Source organism: Bradyrhizobium uaiense (assembly GCF_010811875.1).
Lineage (GTDB): Bacteria > Pseudomonadota > Alphaproteobacteria > Rhizobiales > Xanthobacteraceae > Bradyrhizobium > Bradyrhizobium uaiense.
This window is the reverse complement of record NZ_VKHP01000182.1, coordinates 1-20,009: the sequence shown is the minus strand read 5'-3', so window position 1 is coordinate 20,009 and position 20,009 is coordinate 1. Positions and strand designations below refer to the sequence as shown.

20 protein-coding genes are annotated in these 20,009 nt (G+C 62.6%); 12 read left to right on the top strand and 8 right to left on the bottom strand.

The features are described from left to right. On the top strand, positions 1 to 1,304 hold a 1,304-nt coding region (locus FNJ47_RS32840; RefSeq protein WP_163160080.1), incomplete at its 5' end, for an 8-oxoguanine deaminase. A gap of 85 nt (positions 1,305 to 1,389) precedes the next feature. Here FNJ47_RS32840 and FNJ47_RS32835 read toward each other — a convergent pair. The 4 genes from FNJ47_RS32835 to FNJ47_RS32820 form a co-directional block, all read right to left on the bottom strand. Further along, the gene (locus FNJ47_RS32835) at positions 1,390 to 2,469 is read right to left on the bottom strand and encodes a BMP family ABC transporter substrate-binding protein (protein WP_163160084.1); all 1,080 of its coding nucleotides are present in this window, start codon (positions 2,467 to 2,469) and stop codon (positions 1,390 to 1,392) included. An 80-nt stretch (positions 2,470 to 2,549) separates the two neighbouring features. Next, entirely contained in the window at positions 2,550 to 3,467 is a 918-nt protein-coding gene (locus FNJ47_RS32830; protein ID WP_163160079.1) for an ABC transporter permease subunit, read from the bottom strand. After that, complete coding sequence (locus FNJ47_RS32825; RefSeq protein WP_163160078.1) at positions 3,454 to 4,545, bottom strand: ABC transporter permease; 1,092 nt, start codon at positions 4,543 to 4,545, stop codon at positions 3,454 to 3,456. Before FNJ47_RS32825 ends, FNJ47_RS32830 begins: the two co-directional genes overlap by 14 nt. Then, on the bottom strand, positions 4,529 to 6,100 hold the full coding sequence (locus FNJ47_RS32820; protein ID WP_163160077.1) for an ABC transporter ATP-binding protein: 1,572 nt from the start codon (positions 6,098 to 6,100) through the stop codon (positions 4,529 to 4,531). The genes FNJ47_RS32825 and FNJ47_RS32820 overlap by 17 nt, the downstream gene beginning before the upstream one ends. A gap of 554 nt (positions 6,101 to 6,654) precedes the next feature. Here FNJ47_RS32820 and FNJ47_RS32815 point away from each other — a divergent pair. Next, positions 6,655 to 7,749 (top strand): hypothetical protein, encoded by a 1,095-nt coding sequence (locus FNJ47_RS32815; RefSeq protein ID WP_163160076.1) that lies wholly within the window; start codon positions 6,655 to 6,657, stop codon positions 7,747 to 7,749. Positions 7,750 to 7,845: 96 nt separating this feature from the next. Here FNJ47_RS32815 and FNJ47_RS32810 read toward each other — a convergent pair whose 3' ends face one another. The 4 genes from FNJ47_RS32810 to FNJ47_RS32795 all read right to left on the bottom strand — a co-directional run bounded on the left by FNJ47_RS32810 (position 7,846) and on the right by FNJ47_RS32795 (position 10,182). Beyond that, the gene (locus tag FNJ47_RS32810) at positions 7,846 to 8,349 is read right to left on the bottom strand and encodes a nucleoside deaminase (protein WP_163160075.1); all 504 of its coding nucleotides are present in this window, start codon (positions 8,347 to 8,349) and stop codon (positions 7,846 to 7,848) included. A gap of 492 nt (positions 8,350 to 8,841) precedes the next feature. Beyond that, on the bottom strand, positions 8,842 to 9,021 hold the full coding sequence (locus FNJ47_RS32805) for a hypothetical protein (RefSeq protein ID WP_175068450.1): 180 nt from the start codon (positions 9,019 to 9,021) through the stop codon (positions 8,842 to 8,844). 232 nt (positions 9,022 to 9,253) lie between these two features. Then, positions 9,254 to 9,679, bottom strand: a complete 426-nt coding sequence (locus tag FNJ47_RS32800; RefSeq protein WP_163160074.1) for a VOC family protein — start codon at positions 9,677 to 9,679, stop codon at positions 9,254 to 9,256. 11 nt (positions 9,680 to 9,690) lie between these two features. Beyond that, on the bottom strand, positions 9,691 to 10,182 hold the full coding sequence (locus FNJ47_RS32795) for a MerR family transcriptional regulator (protein WP_206685369.1): 492 nt from the start codon (positions 10,180 to 10,182) through the stop codon (positions 9,691 to 9,693). A 113-nt stretch (positions 10,183 to 10,295) separates the two neighbouring features. Between FNJ47_RS32795 and FNJ47_RS32790 the strand changes: the two genes are divergently transcribed. From FNJ47_RS32790 to FNJ47_RS51670, 10 genes are all read left to right on the top strand, one after another. Further along, entirely contained in the window at positions 10,296 to 11,288 is a 993-nt protein-coding gene (locus FNJ47_RS32790) for an NAD(P)-dependent oxidoreductase (RefSeq protein WP_163160073.1), read from the top strand. 17 nt (positions 11,289 to 11,305) lie between these two features. Beyond that, on the top strand, positions 11,306 to 12,088 hold the full coding sequence (locus FNJ47_RS32785; RefSeq protein ID WP_163160072.1) for a class II aldolase/adducin family protein: 783 nt from the start codon (positions 11,306 to 11,308) through the stop codon (positions 12,086 to 12,088). Between the two features lie 338 nt (positions 12,089 to 12,426). Further along, complete coding sequence (locus FNJ47_RS32780) at positions 12,427 to 12,750, top strand: hypothetical protein (protein WP_163160071.1); 324 nt, start codon at positions 12,427 to 12,429, stop codon at positions 12,748 to 12,750. 154 nt (positions 12,751 to 12,904) lie between these two features. After that, a complete protein-coding gene (locus FNJ47_RS32775) occupies positions 12,905 to 13,726 on the top strand; it encodes a CmcJ/NvfI family oxidoreductase (RefSeq protein WP_163160070.1) in 822 nt (273 codons plus the stop codon). A 425-nt stretch (positions 13,727 to 14,151) separates the two neighbouring features. Next, entirely contained in the window at positions 14,152 to 15,591 is a 1,440-nt protein-coding gene (locus FNJ47_RS32770) for an amidase (RefSeq protein WP_163160069.1), read from the top strand. Continuing rightward, positions 15,588 to 17,027, top strand: a complete 1,440-nt coding sequence (gene atzF / locus FNJ47_RS32765) for an allophanate hydrolase (RefSeq protein WP_163160068.1) — start codon at positions 15,588 to 15,590, stop codon at positions 17,025 to 17,027. The genes FNJ47_RS32770 and atzF overlap by 4 nt, the downstream gene beginning before the upstream one ends. Beyond that, the gene (locus tag FNJ47_RS32760; RefSeq protein WP_347341742.1) at positions 17,024 to 18,010 is read left to right on the top strand and encodes an ABC transporter substrate-binding protein; all 987 of its coding nucleotides are present in this window, start codon (positions 17,024 to 17,026) and stop codon (positions 18,008 to 18,010) included. The genes atzF and FNJ47_RS32760 overlap by 4 nt, the downstream gene beginning before the upstream one ends. 14 nt (positions 18,011 to 18,024) lie before the next feature. Then, positions 18,025 to 18,822: an ABC transporter ATP-binding protein gene (locus tag FNJ47_RS32755; protein ID WP_163160067.1), complete on the top strand. Its 798-nt coding sequence runs from the start codon at positions 18,025 to 18,027 to the stop codon at positions 18,820 to 18,822. Between the two features lie 4 nt (positions 18,823 to 18,826). After that, positions 18,827 to 19,648 carry an ABC transporter permease gene (locus tag FNJ47_RS32750; RefSeq protein ID WP_163160066.1) on the top strand — a complete coding sequence of 274 codons (822 nt, stop codon included), beginning with the start codon at positions 18,827 to 18,829 and terminating at the stop codon, positions 19,646 to 19,648. Positions 19,649 to 19,674: 26 nt separating this feature from the next. Further along, a partial coding sequence (locus FNJ47_RS51670) for a gamma-butyrobetaine hydroxylase-like domain-containing protein (protein WP_347341741.1) occupies positions 19,675 to 20,009 on the top strand: 335 nt, incomplete at its 3' end.

The following is a 20,009-nucleotide window of genomic DNA, read 5'->3' as shown; positions in this document are numbered from 1 at the left end:
TGGCCGACGGGGCCGAGCGCGGCGTCGTGATCCAGGATGGCAAGATCGTTGAACTGGTCGGCCGCGGTCGCCAGGCCGCGACCGCCGATATGACGATCTTCGACGCCAGTACCCATGTGGTGCTGCCGGGCCTGATCAACACCCATCATCATTTCTACCAGACGCTGACGCGCGCGGTTCCGGCTGCGCTCGATCGCGAGCTCTTTCCCTGGCTTCAGGCACTCTATCCGGTGTGGGCGAGGCTGACGCCGGACGCCTTGTCACTCGGCGTCACCGTCGCGATGTCGGAATTGCTGCTGTCGGGCTGCACCACCACCACCGACCATCATTACGTGTTCCCCGCCGGGCTGGAACATGCCATCGACATCGAGGTCGAGGTGGCCAGACGGCTGGGCTTGCGCGTGTTGCTGACGCGCGGCTCGATGAACCTCTCGCAGCGCGATGGCGGCCTGCCGCCCGACAGCGTGGTTCAGGATGAAGACACTATCCTGGCCGACAGCGAACGGGTCGTTGCCCGGCACCACCAGCGCGGCGCAGATGCGATGGTGCAGATTGCGCTGGCGCCATGTTCGCCTTTCTCGGTGACCACCTCGTTGATGCGCCGGACCGCCGAGCTTGCCGGCAAGCTCGACGTTCGCCTGCACACCCATCTTGCGGAGACGGAGGACGAGAACAGATTTTGTCAGGAGGCGTACCGTTGTCGACCGCTGGATTATCTCGAGCAATGCGGTTGGCTCAATTCGCGCACCTGGCTTGCCCACGGCATCCATTTCAACCCGGAGGAAATGGTACGGCTTGGCAAAGCCGGGATGACGGTCAGCCATTGTGCCTGCAGCAACCAGGTCCTCGCCTCAGGCTGCTGCCCGGTCTGCGAGATGGAAGGGGCCGGCGTCGGAATCGGGCTCGGTGTCGATGGCTCCGCCTCCAACGACGAATCGAACCTGATGCAGGAGGTGCGCGCCGCCTTCCTGGTGCAGCGGGCGCGTTATGGCGTCAATCGCGTCAGTCACATCGACGCGCTGCGATGGGCCACCAAGGGCTCCGCAGCTTGCGTCGGCCGGCCCGAACTCGGTGAGATCGCGGTCGGGAAGGCGGCCGATCTCGCGCTCTTCAAGCTCGACGAGCTGCGCTTCTCCGGGCATGGCGACCCGCTGGCGGCGCTTGTGCTGTGCGGGGCGCACCGTGCCGACCGCGTCATGGTCGGCGGCCGCTGGACCGTCATTGACGGCGCGATTCCCGGGCTCGACGTCGCCGATCTGATAAGCCGGCACAGCGCCGCTGCCCGCGCCATTCAGGCCGGCTAGGTTTCGGCGCGAGCGGGGCGTCGTCGATCGTCGGGTGGCTTGATCCTCCTCTGCAAGAGGAGGATCATTTCGGAGCGGCGGTCGCTCACTTGCCGGGAAGCTTGTCGTCGATGCCCTTGACGTAGAAGTTCATGCCGAGGATCTGATCATCCGCAAGATGATCGCCGCCCTTGCACTCGACGTCCTTGCCGTCCTGCGCGACGACGGGGCACTTGAACGGATGCAGCTTGCCGGCGGCGATGGCTGCCTGGGTGTCCTCCGCCGTCTTCTTCACGTCGTCAGGCATGTTGGTGTAGGGCGCCATTTCGAACATCTTGGTCTCGAGGCCGCCCCAGGTATCGCCGGATTTCCAGGTGCCGTCGAGCTCCGCCTTCACCCTCTCGATATAGTAGGGTGCCCACGTATCGAGGATCGAGGTCAGCTGGGCCTTCGGGCCGAACTTGATCATTTCGGAATCTTGGCCGAATGCGAGCTTGCCGCGCTCGCCTGCGATTTGCATCGCGGCCGGCGAGTCGGTGTGTTGCATGATGATGTCGGCGCCCTGATCGAGCAGCGCCTTCGCAGCATCGGCTTCCTTGCCGGGATCAAACCACGAGTTCACCCAGATGATCTTCACCTTGATATTGGGATTGACGGTCTGCGCGCCGATCATCGTGGCGTTGATACCCGAGACGACTTCGGGAATCGGGAACGAGCCGATATAGCCGAGCACGCCGGCCTTTGACATCTTGGCTGCGATTTCTCCCTGGATGTAGCGGCCCTGGTACCAGCGCGCCGAATAGGTGGACATGTTCTTGTCGCGCTTGTAGCCCGAGCAATGCTCGAAATGCACGTTCGGATACTTCTTCGCTACCTTCAGCGTTGGGTCCATGTAGCCGAACGACGTGGTGAAGATCAGCTTGTTTCCGGCGCGGACGAGCTGCTCGACCGCGCGCTCCGCGTCGGGACCCTCGGGAATGTTTTCGAGAAAGGTTGTCTCGATCTTGTCGCCGAACTCCTTCACCACGGCCTGCCGGGCAAGCTCGTGCTGATAGGTCCAGCCGAGATCGCCGACCGGCCCGAGATAGATGAACCCGACCTTCAGCTTGTCAGCGGCAATCGCGCTGCTCGTGGCGCCTCCCGCCAGCAGAAGTGCGGCGGCGGCCGCAAGCAAATTCTTCTTCATCATGATGTCCTCCAAACAGTGGGGTGAACAGCAATTTTTTGGACGGCACCCCCCAATCGCGCCGGTCCGGAAATCCAATGTCAGCGATCGGGAACGAAGACGGTGCCGAGCGCTGCAGGCGCCGTTGAACCGCCGGTTCGCGCGCGCGACAGCAGCACCAGCACGATCACGGTTGCGAGGTAGGGCAGCGACGACATGAACTGGGACGGAATGCCGATTCCGGCGCCCTGTGCATGAAGCTGCAGGATCGTCACCGCGCCGAACAGATAGGCTCCGATCACCAGCCGACCGGGCCGCCAGGAGGCGAACACGGTCAGCGCGAGCGCGATCCATCCGCGGCCCGCGGTCATGCCCGGAATGAAGAATGGCGTGTAGGCGAGCGGCAAATAGGCGCCGGCAAGCCCTGCGCAGGCGCCGCCGAACATCACGGCGTACATTCGGATCCGCAGGACGGGATAGCCCAGCGCGTGTGCCGACACGTGGTTGTCGCCGCAGGCACGCACGATGAGCCCGGCCCGCGTCCGGTACAGAAACCACCAGACCGCCGCGATCAGCGCCAGCGAGAGATAAACGAATCCATCTTCGCCGAACAGAATACGGCCAATCAGCGGAATGTTGGTGATGAAGGGGATATAGAGATGGGGCGCCGGTGTGATCCGCTCGCCGACGAAGCCGGCGCCGATCAATCCCGACAGGCCAGTGCCGAAGATAGTGAGCGCCAAGCCGGTGGCGACCTGGTTGACCGCCAGCCCGAGCGCCATTCCGGCGAACAGCAGCGACATCAGCGTACCGGCGAGAATTCCGCAGAGCGCGCCGACGATGATCGAACCGGTCAACCATGCGCCGCCGAAGCCGCAGGCCGCACCGACGATCATCATTCCCTCGACGCCGAGATTGAGCACACCAGAGCGTTCGGTCACCAGCTCGCCTGTTGCCGCCAGCAACAGCGGCGTCGATGCCGCCAGCACCGACAGGATAATCGCTTCAATGAGTTCCACGTGCGACCTGCGGAGCCGAGAAGATGATGCGGAAGCGATAGAGAATGAGGGAATCGCAGGCGAGCACGTAGAACAGCAGAACTCCTTGGAAAACCTTGGTGACGTCCAACGGGATTTTCATGGCAATCTGCGCCTGCTCGCCGCCGATGAAGGTGAGTGCGAGAAACAGCCCTGCAATTAGTATTCCAACCGGATTCAATCGTCCGAGGAATGCAACGATGATCGCGGTGAAGCCGTAACCTGGCGAGATGCCGGGCTGGAGGTGGCCGACGGGCCCCGCGACCTCGATGATCCCGGCCAGCCCCGAGAGCGCCCCGGAGATTGCAAATGTCAGCAGGATCAGCTGGTTGGCATTGAATCCCCCGAATCGGGCCGCGCGGGGCGCAGCACCCACGACACGGATTTCGAAGCCCTTGATCGTCTTGCCGAGCAGCACGGCGCCGGCAGCGACCACGATGAGCGCGAGGATCGAGCCGAGATGCAGCCGGCCTCCCTCGATCAGCGTCGGCACCGTCGCGACCGGGTCGAACTCGGCCGTGGTCGGGAAGTTGAAGCCTTGCGGATCACGCCAGGGCCCGCGCACCAGATAGTCGAGCAGCAGGTCCGCCACATAGACCAGCATCAGCGAGGTCAAGATCTCGCTGGCGCCGAACTTGACCTTGCAGATGGCAGGGATCAGCGCATACAGCGCGCCAGCGATGGCGCCGAGCAGCAGCATGGCAGGCAGCACCCAGTGGCCGGCCTCGATGCCCTGCGTCTTCACCGCAATCCAGCTTCCGGCGACCGCCCCCATCAGGAATTGTCCCTCGGCGCCGATGTTCCAGGCATTGGCGAGATAGCAAAGCGACAGGCCGATCGCGATCATCACCAGTGGTGTCGCCTTCACCGCGATCTCTTGCAGCGAGTAGCCGTCGGCGAGCGGCGCAATGAAATAGACATAGAGCGCCAGGATCGGATTCTTGCCCATGACCGCGAACAGGATCGTCATGGTCACGATGGTGAGCCCGATCGCGATAAGGGGCGAGATCAGTGCAACGGTCTTGGACCGCTCGGCGCGTTTCTCAAGTACCAGCTGCATGCGCCTGCTCCGTTGCCTCGAGGCTGCTTCCGCCCATCAGCAGGCCGAGCTTCTCGCGGCTTGCTTCCGCGGTCGGCAGCGGCTCCGACAAACGACCGTGAAACATCACCGCAATGCGGTCTGAAATTTCGATCAGCTCGTCGATATCCTGGCTTGTCACCAGCACGGCGGCGCCGCCGGCGGCGAGATCGAGCAGCGCCTGGCGGATCACCGCGGCCGCGCCGGCATCGACGCCCCAGGTCGGCTGGTTGACGACCAGCACGGCCGGATTGCGCAGGATCTCGCGGCCGACGATGAACTTCTGGAGGTTGCCACCGGAAAGGCTCGCGGCCTCCGGATCGCGTTTCGCCTTGCGCACGTCGAAGGTCTTGGTCGTGCGATCGACGGCATTCAGCGTGGCGGCGGTGTTGACGAATCCGTGCAGCACCATGTTGCCGGCGACGTGACCGGTGAGCAGCGCATTCTCCGAAAGCCGCATGCGCGGTGCGGTTCCGTGGCCGAGCCGCTCCTCGGGGACAAAGGCTGCCCCGAGCTTGCGCCGCCGGCTGATCGAGAGGTGTCCCGCGGCGATTCCCTCGATGACGACGGTGCCGGGGTCCTTGGCCAGCCGCTCGCCCGAAAGTGCCGCGAACAACTCGTCCTGTCCGTTCCCGGCGACGCCTGCAATTCCCAGGATTTCACCACCCCTGAGCTCAAGCGAGATTCCCTTGAGGTGCACGCCATGGGGATCGTCGGGTTCGAGGTTGAGATCGACGATCGCGAGCCGCGGCACGGTGATCTCGCGGGTCGCCGCCGGCTTCACTTCCTTGATCTCGGCGCCGACCATCATGCGGGCGAGCGAGGCGGCAGTCTCCGCCTTGGGATTGCAGGTCGCGACCTTCTTGCCGTTGCGCAGGATGGTGGCGGTGTCGCACAGCCGCTTCACCTCTTCCAGCTTGTGGCTGATGTAGAGAATGGCGCGTCCTTCGCTCTTGAGGCGCTCCAGCACGACAAACAACTGGTCCGCTTCTTGCGGTGTCAGCACCGCGGTGGGCTCGTCCAGGATGAGGAATTTCGGATCCTGCATCAGCGCACGGACGATTTCGATGCGCTGACGCTCTCCGACCGAGAGCTGCCAGACCTCGCGTTTCGGATCGAGTGGAAGCCCGTAACTGTGGGACACCCGCTCGAGCCGCGCGGAGATCTCCTTGAACGATTCCTTGCCATCAAGTCCAAGCGCGACGTTCTCTGCGACAGTGAGATTGTCGAACAGCGAGAAGTGCTGGAACACCATGCCAATGCCGCGAGCGCGAGCCTGCGAAGGACCGGACAAGACCATGTTCCGGCCTTCCCAGCGCAATTCGCCTTCGCTCGGTTGGACCAGACCGTAGATGGTCTTGACGAGAGTGGATTTGCCGGCGCCGTTCTCGCCGAGCAATGCATGGATCTGCCGCGGCCAGATATCGAGATCGATCTTGTCGTTGGCGAGAAACGTACCGTACCGCTTGGTCAAGGCGACCGTTTGCAGCAGCGGTGTGGCACTTGTGTGCTGCCCGGCGGATGTCGTGTTTCGCATCCCAGGATATCGCCTGCGTCAGGAGAGGGAGCAGCAATACTGGGCCAGTTTTGGAACATGCGTAAGTAGCAAAAAACGCCACCGGTTGCTTAAGCCTTCGGCACGCTTGAGCTTTCCATGGTTGCGCGGGGCCGCCCGAGCTGCGCCGCAGGACAGCGCATCACCCGGCACAGCGGCAGGTAGTGTTGCAAGATTGTAACTGTCGAGCCAATTCGAAATGGCGATAGGCAGCGGTGACGCAAAGTTGAGCAGGGTCGCCGGAGCGCGCTGCGATGACGTGTTGGCGCGCCAACGGCGAATTTCGTGCTGCGCCGAAATGTCTCAGATCGCTAGCAATGACGGGCATAATTTGAAAAATCCAAAATCTGTCGGCGTAGAGTTTTTGGCGGCCGAGCTTTGCGAAAACCAGCCAAGCCGGACCGATCCTGCAGAGCCTGCTGATCAAACACGCGTCACGAGGTGGAAAAAGTTCAGGCTTCCCGTTCTGCCGGAAGCGGCGTCACGTTCCAGCGTCAGCACGAATTCCGTTTGCTTCACTCTGGGGGTCTTTCGCGATGTTCAATATCCGCCGCATATTATCAGCCGCCGTGCTATCGCTGGGATTGATACCGGCCGCCAATCTTGCAAGCGCCGCCGATCTGCCGGTCAAGGCGCCCAAGCCGGCGGCCGACCTGCCGTTCTTTCTGGTCATCGATGATCGCGTGACCTACTCCTACATCTTTTCCGGCACCGATCCCGGCGTCTTTTCAGTCCGTCCGGACGGCAGCATCAATGGAAAGACCGCCAAGCAGGTCTACTCGTTCACGCATTTCGACATCTGGGCCTATGGCCAGAACTTCTTCACGATCTCGATGTACAAATCGGATCACAACGACCCCGCGTCGCCATGCTCGAATGTCGGCGTGACCATCACGGGAGCTCCGGCAATCTGCGCCGGCGCCACCGAGATTTATGGCCTGTTCCGTTCCACCTTCGGCTGGAATCAGATCTTCAACACGAAGGCGTTCAGCATGGGGCCGCTGAACAACATCTCGTTCGAAGTCGGCATGGACGCCAACACGGAGAACAACTTCCTCGCGCCGGCCAAGCGCGACGTCGTCGCCGGTCTGCAGTTCGAGTTCAACCTTCCCTACAAGGGCTACATCAACGTGTCGCCGTTGATGTACTACGAGTTCGCCAATCACAACGCGTTCGACCAGTGCGGTCTGTTCGGCCCGGGCGTGCCCGGCGTGACCTGCCTCATCGACGGCAATACCAAGTTCAAGCCGACCTGGGCCGTCGAGGTGAACTACTACATGGATCTCGGCTTCCTGCCCGAGAACATGCAGTACTTCTCGATCAGCGGCCGCGCCGGCTGGTACGGCATGAAGGGCACCGAGAACGCGCCGATGGCGTTCAATCCGGTCACCAACATCAACACGGCGGTGGAGCTCAACTCCGAGCCGATCCGTCTGACCTTCGACGCCAGCAAGGCGTTCTGGGGTCCGAAGTACTCGCACTTCGTGGACGTTTGGGTCGCCTACCGCTACTGGCAGAACAAGTTCGGCCTCGACCACGCCAAGAGTACCGTCTGTAACGTCGCCCCGGGCGTCAGCAACAATTCCTGCACCGAGGAATCGCTCTATTCCGGTATCTCGGTGAAGTTCTGATCACCCAGACCGTTCCAGCGGGTGGTCCTGGTGGCGCCGCGATGACCCCGCGGCGCCATTTCTCCTGTCGAGCGACAAGGACGGCGCCGCAAGAAGTCAACCTGTTTGCCATACGCCGTGATGCAGGGCCGCGGCCTCCGCCTCGAGTTGCGGTCCGACGACCTCGGTCGAACGTTGTCCACTGCGAAATACTTCACGGCAAGGCAGATCGAGAGTTGGATTCTCGGCGTGATCGCCGGTGAGCTCGCGCAGAGCATGCTCGCTGAGGCCGTAGACGACGCGGCCGATGCCTGCCCAATAGATCGCGCCTGCACACATGGCGCATGGCTCGGCGGAGGAGTAAAGCGTCGCCCCCTTCCGCACGTCGGCGGGAAGCGTCAAACAAGCCTGCGTTGCCAGCAGCCGCTCGGCATGCGCCGTGCCGTCGCGCGAAGGCATGAAGCCGTTTTCGGCCTCCAGCAGGACGCGACGGTCGTGGTCGACCAGGACGGCACCAAAGGGATGGTTGCCGTGGGCGAGCGCGCGGCGCGCCACGTCGAACGATTGGCGCAGAAAGTGCGTGTCGACGTCTTCCCGGCTCAGTGCTGAAATGTCGATCATAGAGGATGCCACCATTTCAAAGGACTGCGCTTACGGGATTTCGGCCTACCCTGCCGATCCGATCGTGCCCTGCCGCCAAGCGTCCGAGAGTTAATGACGCTCGTCAAGCAGTATTCGTGGCACGGATCGCGCCCATGAAGCGGTTGAGACTCTGCCCGCGTGCCCGACAGGTGCTGCCGAAGCAGGAGTTCGCTCGAGTTGTGAGAATGACCGTTCGCATCGATCGCGCAGTCACATGAGCAGGGCCAAAATGAAACAGCCGATTGGTTCGCGTCGTTCGGATTCGCTATCGAAACGCAGGAGCCGCAGGCGAAACCCATTTCCGGCTGTAGCTCAAGCGGTGGGCATTGATCTGGGAGCATCGAAAATACGTGGAAAGCGTGAAGCACTGCCGCCGCTCAGTTCAACCTAAATACTTCTTTGTTTGATCACGGTCTTTTCGGATAACCGCTTCGCATTCTTCCGGATGATGCTTTAGGTTTGCAGCTGACCTCAGCGCTGGACCGTGATCCGCGTGTGGCTCCGGAAAATCACGCCATCCACGAAGAGACCGATCATAATCGCGGTAAGCAATCCGGCAGAGACGCTGACGGTGTCCAGTTGTGCGCGGCCGGTGTAGATGAACCAGCCAATTCCGCCGGAGCGCGCGCTGCTAGTTGGACAGGCATTCATAGATTGCGGTCCTCGCAGAGTGGCCGAAACGTCCGACGTGCGGACCGCTCGTCTACGAACCATCTCTATCCGCTGGGTAAAGGTAAGCGCCCCGCATTTCGGCTGGGACGGACGGATCCCTTTCGGAAAGAACAATGGCTGATGAAAGCCGCGTTCCGGCGAGTTGGTGGAAGCCTCGACAGGTCGCGACGCAAAGCCGCGACGACGCCAATTCGCTACAGGCCGCCTCTCGTCACGCTCTCTGACCCTGTTGCGGATTTCCCTCGCTCGCAGCCGGCAAGACATCTTGCGGATGCTTGTCGTGATGCTCGACATACTCAACGAGCGTATCGTCGGGATGACGGACGAGCATGTTGCGCCCTGTCGGGACCGCCTTGGGCGCTTCCAGTATGCTGGCGCCAACCGTCGGGAGATGGCTGGCGAAGGCGTCAATGTCCTCCACCAGAAACGTCAGGTGGGTCGGCAGAAACCGCGTCAAGCTTTCATCCGTTCCCGCAATGAACAGAATTGATGCGACTGGCGCGAGCCTGAGGTCGTATTGAGGATAGTCGAAGCGAAGGCGCGCCTTCTGACCGATCAGCGTCTCGTAGAACATGACAGTCTCGTCGAGCCGCTCCAGCGGCAGATAGCGTCTCGCCAGGATGTTGAGTATTTGCATGAATCTTGTCCCTATTGATCGCGGGGTCTCTGTCTCCAATCGGACAGCCGGCGTGAGAGCGTCCGACGCCGCCTGCGCAACGTCTCGATTGCACGATCGATCCGCTCCAGTTTGTCTTTCATCACCGCTGAGCAATTGACCCCGAGCCGACTTGTGCCGTCTTCAAGTGCGGCGATCAGATTGCGGATCTCGCGGGTTGAGAATCCCGAACCGATCAGGTCTCTCACCCACGCAGCCCGATCGACCTCCGGTGCCGAGTAGCTCCGATAGCCGTTCGGTGTCCGTCGCGGAACAATCAGGCCTTCATGCTCGTAGTGGCGGAGCACGCGGGTGCTGACGCCCAGGCGATCGGCTGCTTCCTGAATTCTCATCACAGTCTCCGTCGACGGGTCGCTTAGCACCTTCTCACTAACGTCAATGTCAAGCGGAATGCGCTTTGGCTTGCCGAAGACAATGTCGGTCCGCGATTGAAGGGCGACGATGCTCCAAGGAGACGATTTCACTTGTATCGTCGAAGCGCATCATCCTGTTGTTGCCGGGCTTTTGTCATCTTTGAAAAGACTATCCCGGAATGAGCGCCTAGCATGTCACGAATTTGCAATCGTGAGTGCATGCAATGAATACCCCTCGTGTCGACAGCGGGCGCCCCGTTGCCACTGTGCGATCGCCGGTCATCGTCAATCAGCTCGGAGCGGAAGTGCGTGCCGCGCTGATCGAGCATTGGTCGCGGCCCCTGATCATCGATCATCCCGCGGATCGGCCGGCGTGGGAGATCGCGCCGGAAGCTGATGTCCTGTTAACGCGGCCGCTGGCCGGCTGGAGCAAGGCTCCCGCGGACAGGCCGGCAGGCTGGCCCTACGGCTTGCGGTGGATTCAGACGGCGTCGACGGGAGTCGACTTCTTTCCGGCATGGCTGCTCGACGGTCCGGTGGTCACGGTTGGCCGCGGCATCTCGGCCGACGCGATTGCCGAATACGTCTTGGCGGCGATTCTCGGCTTTGCCAAGCGGATCCATGAGATCCGTCCACGCAACCGACAGGAATGGAAGATCACCGCGTTGGGTTCGCTCAGCGGCAAGACGGTCGGGATCGCAGGATTCGGTGCGATCGGCCATGCCGTTGCCGAGCGCTTGAAGCCGTTCGGTGTGCAGATCAGGGTGCTGCGGCGTTCACCATGGCAGTATGCCATTCCGGGTGTTGTTCCGGTGGACAGTATCGAGGCGCTCGTCGCAACGGCTGATCATCTCGTGATCGCGCTGCCTGCGACGCCGGAGACCGTGCATCTGATCAATGCCGACGTGCTGACGCGCGCGAAGCAGTCGCTGCATCTGATCAACGTGGCGCGAGGCCGCATCATCGACCAACAGGCGCTGTTGCGCGCGCTCGACAACGGACAACTGGCCGGTGCCACGCTCGATGTCACCGATCCCGAGCCGCCACCGGACGGTGATCCAATCTATGACCATCCCAAGATCGTTCTGACGCCGCACGTCTCCTGGACGGGTGCGGATGACGTCAAGCGGCTGGTCGACAAGACACTGGTCAATCTCGATGCCTATGCGCATGGCGCGCCCTTGGCCGACGTGTTCGACAAAGAGCTTGGATATTGAGCAAGGAGCCCTGGAAAATGAACAAGATCGTCGAAAAGCCGAAGAAATACTCCCTGGTCGAGCGCGTGCCGGCTGCTTCGTTCGAGGAGGAGAGGCTCCATCGCAAGCAGCGCCTCGCGGCAACGTTCCGGCTGTTTTCCCGCTATGGATTCGACCAGGGGCTGGCCGGGCACGTCACCGTGCGCGACCCCGAATTCCCGGACCGGTTCTGGATCAATCCGCTGTCGAAGTACTTTGGCCAGATCAAGGTATCGGACCTGCAATTGGTCGATCATGCCGGCAACATCCTGATCGGCGACAAGCCGATCAACCAGGCCGGGTTCGTGATTCACTCTGCGATCCACGCGGCGCATCCGGATGTCATTGCCGCCGCCCATACGCATTCGACCTACGGCAAGGCCTGGTCCGCGCTCGGCCGCCTGCTCGATCCGCTCACCCAGGATTCGTGTGCCTTCTATGAGGACCACGCGCTGTTCGATCCGTTCTCCGGCGTCGTGCTGGAGGCGGAGGAGGGCAGGAAAATCGCGGAGGCGCTGGGATCGAAGAAAGCTGCAATCCTACAGAACCATGGGCTGTTGACGGTCGGACCGACGATCGAGGCGGCCGCCTGGTGGTACATCGCAATGGACAATGCAGCCCGCGCACAGCTGCTCGCGGAGGCGGCCGGTACGCCGAAGCCGATCCCGCATGACGTGGCGAAGCTGACTGCAAGTCAGGTCGGTACCCACAAGGGCGGCTATTTCAGCTTCCAGCCGCTCTGGGACTGGATCAGCGGGGCCGAGCCGGATCTGTTCAACTAGCAGACAATCGATCATGTGTTGGTGGCACCCGCGGGCAGTCGATCGCGGGCGCCGATCGGCGGGAGAGGTGAGGCCGAAAGGGGAGCGAAATGTGAGCCCGCGACAGGATGCAGTCATCAACAAGCCATTCGGACCGACCAGCGGGCGTCCGTGGACGGCCGCGGAGAAGTACAAGCTCAGAGGCCTGGCAAAGACGAACACGCCCGTCGAGAAGATCGCACGAAGTCTCAATCGCAGCGTCGCCTCGACCGCGACAACAGCAGCCAGGCTCGGCATTGTACTGAACGACCCATCCGGAACGCCCCAGTCCCTGCCCAGCTAACAGCTCATCTACGGCTATGATCGCCAGCCGCGTCTACATCGTCGAGACGGCCGAATCCCAAAGGTTTGCCTTCGAAGCGAGAAACCGTGACGATGCAGAAGGGATGACACGGGCGGCCTGGTTCACCCGCGCGCTCGAGGGCTTCTGTTCGAAGCGGCTTGGTGCGGAAAGTATCGACACGCATCTGCGTGCCGCGACCGATCAGGAGGCGGCGGCCTTTCGAGAGCGCGCTGCGGAATTCTCTGACGAAGCGACCGGCGTGCTGGTGGCTTATCTCGGGTCGGATGCGCTGGATTGCGCAGCGCCTCTCCGGTCCCGCTCGATCGCCGAAGAGAAGTAATTTCCATTTGCACGTTCACTTCTGGCGCGTGACATGCGCGGTCGCGGAATCTTTGGTGATTCGCAGCGCTGACGTTCGCGTGCCAAAGCGATAACATCGCTGCAACAAAATAGTCGCGGCATTTTCCGCGCGCCAACGTGGAGTAGCAGCAACCATGGCGCTCGACGGACCCATCTCTCCCCGCAATCTCACCGCAAAGCTTCACTATCTCAAACGTGGAGCAGAAAAGCCGACATTCTATCGAATCGAACCGCCGCCCGGCGTGCCGCAATGGAACGGGATCGACGATGAGCGCGAGGTATCGATCGAGGATGCGCGCGGACGCGAGTCCGAGTTCTCGCTGGACCGCAATGGCTTCGTCCTCGCCAAGGCGCCGACGGCGGTCGCCAATTTCTACGATCCGGAAGAGATCAAGCGGCTTTATTACCCGGAGATCGAGCAGCTGCTGCACAGTGCCGTCGGCGCAAGCCGCGTGTTCATCTTCGACCACAACGTGCGCAACGCCAGCGTTCCCGGCCTCGCTCCGCCTTCACGGCAGGTGCACAACGATCACACGGTCAACTCCGCCCCACGGCGCGTCCGCGACCACCTTGGACCCGAGGCGGACGAACTGCTGAAACATCGGTTCGGCGTCGTCAACGTGTGGCGACCGGTACGCGGCCCGGTGCTGGACTCGCCGCTCGCGCTGTGCGACGCGCGCTCGTTTACCGACGACGATCTGATCCCCAGTGATCTGGTCTACGCCCACGTTCGTGGGGAAACGTCCCGAGTGGAGTACAAGCCGACGCATCGCTGGTACTATTTCTCCGAGATGCAGGTCGACGAGGCGCTGTTGATCCGGATACATGACAGCGCCAACGACGGTCGCGCGCGGCTGTCGTTTCATACCTCGTTCGAAAATCCGCTCGCACCGGGCGCGCCGCCGCGCGAAAGCATAGAGGTCCGCGCCTTGGTATTCTTTCCGCCTGCGGCGTGAAGAGATATCTCAGCAGCGCAGGAAGCCAGCACTGCCATCGAGGTAGGGCTCGCGCGCTCGTCGCCGAAAGCCGTGCGATTACCGGTGCGTCGTAGCCTCCGGGCGTTGTGACGTCCGAAAGGCGGAGCTCTGCCGGGATGAGCGTCTCTGATGCCAGGGTCGCGCAACTTTCAATTTTCGAGAAGAACCCGATTCCGGACGGGAGACACGGCAGTAGCTCAGCGCCGCCCCAGGCGGACTTCGTTGCGCGATTTGCGATTCGGAGATTTTCATTCTGACGTTGTATTGGCCGGCGCTTCAGATCTTGCAATCTTGTAACGCCGCTCACAGTTCCGCAATTAATTGCTGATGCGCGCGAGCACGAGCGCCTAGCCATCATTCATTCGGCAAGTGATTTGCCCTGATCGAGGAATGAGGTGGCGCACATGTCGGCTCAGAATGCTCCGTTGCGGGATGCGGCTTCGCGGCTGCGCGGGTCGGATGACATCGCCCTTCTTTCCGCAACCGACCTGATCGAACATTATCGGGCAGGAACGCTCTCACCGGTTGAGGCGACACAAGCTGTCCTCGATCGCATCGGTCGTCTCGACCGCCATGTCAACGCTTTCGCACTGCTGGATGCCGACGCCGCGCGCGTATCGGCGCGCGAGTCCGAAGTCCGTTGGCGGCGTGGCGAGCCGCTCGGTCCGGTCGATGGCGTGCCGGTGGCGCTCAAGGACCTCATTCTCGCCAAGGGCTGGCCGACGCTGCGGGGCAGCCGGGCGATCGATCCGGCGCAAGATTGGAACGAGGATTCGCCCGCCACGGCCCGGTTGCGGGAGCAGGGCGCGGTGCTGCTTGGCAAGACGACAACGTCGGAGTTCGGTTGGAAGGGGCTCGGCGACAGCCCGTTGACCGGCGTCACGCGCAATCCCTGGAACATCGCACACACACCGGGCGGCAGTAGCTGCGGATCCGCGGCCGGCGCGGCGCTGAATTTCGGGCCGTTGCATGTCGCGACGGATGGCGGCGGTTCGACCCGGCTTCCGGCGGCGCACAGCGGCGTGTTCGGGTTCAAGCCGACCTTTGGTCGCGTTCCCGTCTATCCGCCGTCGCAGAACGGGACGCTTTTCCACGTCACGCCGATGACACGATCCGTGCGTGACGCGGCCTTGCTGCTCGATGTAATCGGGCGGCCCGACCTGCGCGACTGGACCGCGCTGCCGCCAGCCGAGATCTCCTGGCAAGCGGAGCTCGATCAAGGTGTCCGAGGCCTGCGCATCGCATTCAGTCCGAAGCTCGGCTACGCACAGATCGACCCGCAGATTGAGAAGATCGTCACAGAGGCAGCCAACGCGCTTGCCGGGCTCGGGGCGATCGTCGAACAGGTCGATCCGGGTATCGAAGATCCCATCGATCTCTTCCAGACCTTCTGGTTCGCGGGCGCGGCCAAGCTTCTGGCCTCGTTCGATCCCACCCGTCGTGCCTTGGTCGAGCAGGGCTTGCAAGCCGTTGCCGAGAAGGGGCGAGCGATCGATGCCGTCACCTATCTGCAGGCGGTCGATCGCCGCGAAGCGCTCGGTCGACATTTCAATCGGTTCCATCAGGATTGGGATCTGCTGCTCACACCGACCACGGCGTATCCCGCTTCGGCGATCGACGCGTCGGAGGCCGATCTTGTGGTTCGACCGATCCGCTCTCCCTTCACCTATCCGTTCAATCTGACACAGCAGCCCGCAGCGTCGGTGCCGGCGGGTCTTACCGAAGCAGGATTGCCGGTGGGTCTGCAGATTATCGGCGCGAAATTCGCAGATACGACCGTCCTGCGTGCAGCACGCGCCTTCGAGCGGGCAAAGCCGTTCCCGCGCCCACTGGATCCGTCATGACCAAGCAACCCCAAAGCCCTGACCTCGAACTGCCGCAACTGGCGATCGCCTATGCCAGCGGCGCGTTCACGCCGTCGACCCTGGTCGAGCATATCCTGGGGGAGATCACGCGCCGCGGCGCGGACGGCGTCTGGATCAGTGTCGTGGCGCGCGAGGATGCACTTGCACGAGCTTCACATCTTGAGTCGTTGCCGAGGCGCGAGCGGCAGGCACTCCCGCTCTGGGGCGTTCCGTTCAGCGTCAAGGACTGTATCGACACCGTCGGCCTGCCGACCACCTCAGCCTGTCCTGGATTTTCCTATCAGCCGGCGAAGAACAGTCCCGCAGTCGAACGCCTGCTGGCTGCAGGTGCCATCCTGATCGGAAAGACCAATATGGATCAGTTCGCGACCGGGCTGGTCGGGGTGCGCTCGCCCTATGGCGTTGCGCGCAATCCGTTCGATCCCGCCTACATTCCCGGAGGATCCAGCTCGGGCGCGGCGGTCTCGGTCTCGGCGGGACTGGTCAGCTTTGCGCTCGCGACCGATACCGGCGGATCGGGACGGGTGCCGGCGGCCTTTAACAATATCGTGGGACTGAAGCCGACTCGCGGATTGATCAGCGGTGTCGGATCGGTCGCGGCCTGCCGTTCGATCGAGACGCTCTCAATCTTCGCGTTGACGGTCGGGGATGCGCAGGCCGCATTTGATGTCGCGCGGGGATACGACGAGGAAGATCCGTTCTCGCGGACGGGGGCGCCTGCGGCGGTTCGTCCGCTGCCGGCCGAATTCCGCTTCGGCGTTCCCGCTCCGCAATGGCTGGACTTCTTCGGCAATGCAGATGCGGCTGCGCTGTTCAGCAAGGCGGTCGCGCGGCTGCAGAACCTCGGCGGCCGCAAGGTCGAGGTCGACTACGCCCCGTTCGCGGAGATCAACGATCTCCTGTTCCAAGGGCCTTGGCTGGCGGATCGCTACGGCGCTCTGCGCCAGTTCGTCGATAAACGGCCCGAAGCCCTGTTTCCGGTCACCCGCGACATCCTGCTTGGAGGGCGTGATATTTCCGGCGGCGACGTCTTCGCGGCGCAGCAGCGGCTGAACATTCTGAAGCGCCAGATTGAGAAGCTCTGGAACGAGATCGACATCCTCATCGTGCCGACCACCGGCACGATCTACCGCATCGACGAGGTTGCGGCTGATCCCATCACGCTTAACGCACGGCTCGGGACGTATACGAACTTCGTCAATCTGGCCGATCTTTCGGCGGTTGCCGTTCCCTCCGGGTTTCTGCCCAACGGCTTGCCACAAGGCGTTACGGTGATCGCCCCGGCTTTCGCCGATCATCATGCAACTGCCCTGGCGCGGCGCTTTCACGACGCCGGCCTGCCGCTCGGTGCACGCCACGTGCGCCCGGCCGCGAGTCCAGTTCATGGCAGCCGGGATAAGGAGACCGTATCGTGACGTCTATTGCCGCTTTATTCGCCGGATCGGGCAGGCTCGCACGAACCGTGGCCGTCGCGCTTGCGGCAGTGGTGACGCTGGCGAGCGCGCCTTCACGCGCTCAGGAGATCACGATTGGTGAAGGGATTGCGCTCGGCTGGGGCCAGTTCTTCGTCGCCGACCATGACAAGACCTGGCAGAGGCAGGGGTTGGCGCCGAAGGTTTCGACGTTTGCCAGTGGCCGCCTGGTGCTGGACGCGTTGGTCGGTGGCGGCGTGTTGATCGGCACCGCGGCGGAGACGCCGGTGGTGTTCGCCACCCTGAATGGGCTGCCTGTACGCATTATCGGCACGTTGAACCGGCATGAACCCTTCGATCTCGTCGCCATCAAGGACATCAAGTCCACCAAGGATATCAAGGGTCGGCGTATCGGCTATTCGCAGGGGACGAACGCGCATTACTATCTGTCCAAGCTGCTCAAGCAGGAAGGTCTGGCGTGGTCGGACATCACGGCGGTCAGCCTCAACCCGGGCGATTTCGTCAGCAGCTTGGCAGGCGGTGCGATCGATGGGTTCATCTGGACGGAGCCACACATGTCGCAAGCGATCGCGCAAGGCGCGGACAGGTTCCACATCATTCGCTCGGAAGGCCTCTACAACACGTATTCAACAATCATCACGCTGCAATCGACCATCGACAGCAAGCCGGACCTGCTCGTCAAGGCAGTGAAGGCGCTGCTCGAGGCGGACGACAATATCAGGAAAGACCCTGATGCTGCGGCCACGCTGACCGCCGAACGCATCAAGCTCGATCCCGCGATCGCGAAGGCGTTCTGGACGCGGGCAAATTTCAAGCTCGAGCTCGACAAGGCCTCGCTGGTGTCCCTGATGGAGGAGCAGGCGAAGTGGGCCGTCGACAATAAGCTGGTCCGACCCGATGTCAAAACTCCGGACTTCAACACGGTGGTGGTGACATCGGTGCTGGATCGGGCAGGCCAGGATTAGAGTGGTCGACCGCAATGAATGCAAGGGTGGAGATTTCCTCGCAGACTGACGTCGGTGAGCCGCTGATCACGTGCATCGAGCTGGGTCATGTCTACGATTCCGGCCGTGGCCGCACCACCGCGCTGGGCAGCGTCTCGCTCACGATCGGCCGTGGTGAATTCGTCTGCGTTCTCGGGCCGAGCGGGTGCGGCAAGACCACGCTCCTCAACATCCTGGCCGGTTTTGTGTTGCCTGCGAAAGGTGTCGTTCGCGTCGGTGGCCATGCGATCAACGGGCCGAGTTCCGAACGGGGCGTCGTGTTTCAAGATTACTCACTGTTCCCATGGCTGACGGCGCGGGCCAATGTCGAGTTCGGGCTCCGGATGGCGGGGCGCGCCGCGCGCGAACGAGTGAAGATTGCGCACGATCTGCTTGGGCTCGTCGACCTGCCCGATGTCGGTGAGAAATATCCCTTCGAACTGTCCGGCGGAATGAAACAGCGCGTCGCCATCGCACGTGCACTTGCGACCCGCCCATCGCTGCTGCTGATGGACGAGCCATTCGCCGCGCTCGATGCGATGACGCGCGGTTCCCTGCAAGCCAAGCTGGTCGAGATCCACCGGCAGGAGCAGCCAACCATCCTGTTCGTGACCCACAACATCGCCGAAGCGCTCGTGCTTGCGAGCCGGCTGATCGTAATGTCGCCGAACCCGGGACGGATCGTGGAGGACATCAGCGTCGATCTGCCGCGTCCACGCCGTCGCACGGCGCCGCGCTTCAATGAACTTTACGAGCACGTCTCACGGGCGATCGGCCTGGAAACGGCGGAGTAAGAGCATGGCGTTCGGCGTCAGTCGCCACAGCGTCGCCGGCATGATCGGTACGTTTGCCTTTTTTGCCGCGTGGGAGGCGCTCAGTCGGAGCGGCTTGGTCAATAACGTGATGCTGCCCGCGCCGAGCACGATCGTACAGTCCGCATGGGCGTTGATCGTGACGGGCGAACTGCCGAGCCATCTCGGCGCCAGCCTGCTCCGGGCGACGATCGGCTTTCTCAGCGGATCGGTGCTCGGCGTGGCGCTTGGCGTCGTGATGGCGCGATTGCCGCTGTTACACGGCACGATCAATCCCCTCGTGCAGATGTTTCGTGCCGTTCCGTCGCTCGCCTTCGTTCCGCTTGCGATCTTCTGGTTCGGGATCGGCGAGATGTCCAAGATTGTCCTGATCGCCTGGGGCGTCTTCTTCCCGGTCTGGGTCAATACCTATATCGGCGTGCGCGATGTGAGCCCGCTGCTCGGACGGGCGGCGGCGAGTCTCGGCGCGCGCGGTTGGCGCAACTTCGCTTACGTCGTCATACCGGGCGCGCTGCCGTTCATCATCGCCGGGCTTCGCGTCAGCCTGTCGGTTGCGCTGGTCGTTCTGGTGGCGGCGGAACTGGCCGGAGCGGCGTTCGGGGTCGGGTACCTGATCCAGATGTCGCAACAGGTGTTTCGGGTCGATCAGATGTTCGTCGGTCTGATCGTGCTCGGCGCGATGGGGTTTGCGGCTGATCTCCTGTTCGAACGCGCGGTCCGCAGATTGCTGCCTTGGTACGGCGCCGAGCAGGCCGGGCAAAACGTCCCGCAGATCGAGCGGGCCTCCGGTCGCCGGATCACGAAATAGCGAAAGCAATTTATTGCGGGTGCCAGGTGATCGGATCGGCTTACAACGCGTCACGCCAACAATGCGAGGTGAAGGTGCAACCAATTCAGGTGGAGCTACGCGAAAATTCCACGGCGCTGGCGTTGACCTGGCCGGATTGCGGAACCCGTTTGGTCGCGGCGGAGACGTTACGTCGGGCCAGCCGTGCGGCCAGCGAAATCCGGCGGCTGGTTGACGGCATCGAGCTCCCGATCGCACCGGGGCTTCACGTCGTTGCCATCGAGCCCGTCGGGAATTACGCCCTGCGGCTCTCGTTTTCTGACGGCCATGACCGCGGCATCTATCCGTGGCCCTATCTGCGCGAACTTGCCGGGCAGCAGTC